Origin of the sequence: Streptomyces sp. NPDC001941, assembly GCF_040296945.1 — a bacterium.
Lineage (GTDB): Bacteria > Actinomycetota > Actinomycetes > Streptomycetales > Streptomycetaceae > Streptomyces.
Genome location: NZ_JBEOYE010000230.1, coordinates 1 through 2,607 on the forward strand (window position 1 = coordinate 1; position 2,607 = coordinate 2,607).

Sequence of the window (2,607 nt, forward strand, 5' to 3'; positions counted from 1 at the left end):
CCAACCACGCAACTACCTGGCCTTTCTCGGCCTCGCAGCCGCCCTCTGCTGTTACAAACGACTCCTCCGCCTCACCACGTAGGACACGGTCTAAGAATGGCCACCGGTCGGGTGACACGATCCTGTGTCGGGGCCGACGGCGAGGACGACGATCCTGCTGGTCGGGTGTCCGTCAACGGCAGGTGCACCTTCACCCTCCCGGGGCCCAGTTGAAAGAGCTCGATGTATTCGCGACGACCGCGGGTGTCATCCGAAAGTAATCGGCGGCGAGGACGCCAAGGGCCGGACTACCTGGAGCAACCAACGGGCGTGTTCTCGTCGGCTGGAAAGTGCACGCGGCGGCCGTTTCACTCCAGATCTTGCATGCCGGAAGTGACAAAATTAAAAGCGTCTGGGGAAACGCATAGGTCGCCACTGAATGGGCCGTCGAGTTCGGCGACCAGAAAAACAGCAAAGGCGACTGAGCCCACCATCGTGGCCATCACCAGACGCATCTGCCAGCTCTCAGAGAGTCCGAAAGCGTAGGAAAGCGCCATAATCCCGAAAGCGTCGACTGAAATAAGCATCCACATGACTGGCGGAATATGAGACTCTGCGGATAGCAGCCGGGTACGGCGCGCATCTCCTAGTTCGTTGAGCCTGACTAGGGATTGTTGGTAGAGGTGAGTCTTCCGCTCTTCGGCATGCATCGTGGTGTAGACGCCCCAGAGTTCCACGAGTGCGGCATGCGCTCTTTCGCTGTGCTCCCCGTTGGCCATCGCAGGCCATTCATCTGAAATAACGAGGCGTGCGTAGGCGCCAATCGCACCTTGCACCTGCCTACGCACTTGAACGTTCAACCCTCTTGACATCCGCTCAAGGTCAGCTAGGGCGTTGGCTTCCTTTGCCACCGTCCCCTCAGTGTCAGTCAGCGACTGCCACACAACTACGACCACAAAACCGATGATGAGCGCGAATAGGGTACCTACGAGTGACAGTCCACCGCCGAGCAGGCTTTGATCGTTCTCATTAAACTGACCGACGAAGACTCGCCGCGTCATCGGGATGACTGCATCTGCCAAGGCGATCGTGCCACCGATGAGGAGGGTCGCTGATTTCCAAGCCGGCCGCTTCCTGTGGGGGATCACGGTGAAGCCCACGGCAGCACCACCGAAGGCAATCTCGGCCACCTGGATGCACTGTTGCGCCTCCATTACATCCTCTCACTCGGCATGGATAATGGTTGCATGTTTCGTCGACGGAAGTCCGCACCTTCTTCCCGCGCGTTGCGCATCGGTGTGCTCCACTCGCTCACAGGCCCGATGGCGCCGAATGAACGTTCCATTGTGGACAGCACTCTTATGTCTATCGAGGAGCTCAACGAGGCTGGCGGCGTACTAGGCAGAAAAGTCGAACCAGTTGTCATCGACGGCGCGTCGGATGCACAGAGGTTCGCCGCCGAAGCAGAACGCCTGATCACCGAGGAGAAAGTGTTGGCCATCATGGGCTGCTGGACATCCAGCAGCCGCAAAGCCACCATCCCGGTACTCGAGCGTCATGAGCACCTCCTCTTCTACCCACCGACATACGAAGGCCTGGAGGAATGTCCGTACATCGTCTACACCGGCGGCGCACCGAATCAGCAAGTAATCCCGGCGGTGAACTGGCTGTTGGACAACCGAGGAACACGCTTCTATTTCGTCGGATCAGACTATGTCTGGCCGAGGTCTTCAGCGGCGATGATCAGGGATCAGCTTGATTTCCAGGGTGGTGAACTCGTGGGCGAGGAGTATCGAGCGTTTCACGAAACAGACTTCACAGAACTGGCCAGAGGAATCGCCGAAGTGAAACCCGACGTCATCATCAATTCCCTGGCGCACAATACATTGGACTTCTTTAAGGAATTGGGAAAATGTGGAATCGACCCGGAAGAGATTCCGACATTTTCGCTGGGGTTCGGCGAGGATCTTTTGTCCCAGACGGATCCCAGCGACAAGGTTGGAGGATACGGCGTATGGGGATACTTCCAAAGCGTGGATACGCCAGAGAATGAGAAATTCGTAAGCAACTTTAAACGCCGGTACGGTCCGGAAAGAGTAACCGAGGATGTCTGCCATAATGCATATGTTTCTGTCCAGCTATGGGCGAAAGCGGCAAAGGCGGCAGGTAATCCTTCCCCGGCAGCCATCCGAGCCGCCATTAAGGGCATGCGCTATGAGGCGCCACAAGGGACTGTTTGGGTCGACGAAGAGAACCAGCACCTATGGCGTACGGTGCGCATCGGCCACATCCAGCCGAGTCGCCAATTCGATGTGGTCTGGACGTCTGAAGTCGTAATCCGCCCCGTCCCTTTCCCTCCCTACCGGCCTCGCCGAGCCTGGAACGACCACCTACTAGGCCTTCACGCAGGCTGGCAAGGAAACTGGGAGCGACTGCCTGATTCACCAGACCGAGCTTTTCCGCAAACACTTTTCCCTGGCCCAGCCTCATAGCCAGTCGTCCTTCCTGAAAAGCCATCAGACAGACCCTAGTACCAATACCGGTGATTTAGTGACTTATCTGGCGCCTGCTGGTCGCTTTGGTTGGCGATACCAGTGTGACGGTGGGAGCCGGGCGCGGGGGCGGTTT

Annotated in this window: 2 protein-coding genes; one reads left to right on the forward strand and one right to left on the reverse strand. The window is 57.8% G+C overall.

The window, feature by feature from the left end:
* Positions 1-347 precede the first annotated feature (347 nt).
* On the reverse strand, positions 348-1,169 hold the full coding sequence (locus ABT160_RS46730) for a bestrophin-like domain (protein WP_351656460.1): 822 nt from the start codon (positions 1,167-1,169) through the stop codon (positions 348-350).
* A 57-nt stretch (positions 1,170-1,226) separates the two neighbouring features.
* Between ABT160_RS46730 and ABT160_RS46735 the strand changes: the two genes are divergently transcribed.
* Entirely contained in the window at positions 1,227-2,471 is a 1,245-nt protein-coding gene (locus ABT160_RS46735; protein WP_351656463.1) for an urea ABC transporter substrate-binding protein, read from the forward strand.
* Positions 2,472-2,607: the final 136 nt, after the last annotated feature.

Coding starts and splice junctions, on each gene's coding strand:
- ABT160_RS46735 (WP_351656463.1), top strand. CDS start 1,227: ATGTTTCGTCGACGGAAGTCCGCACCTTCTTCCCGCGCGTTGCGCATC.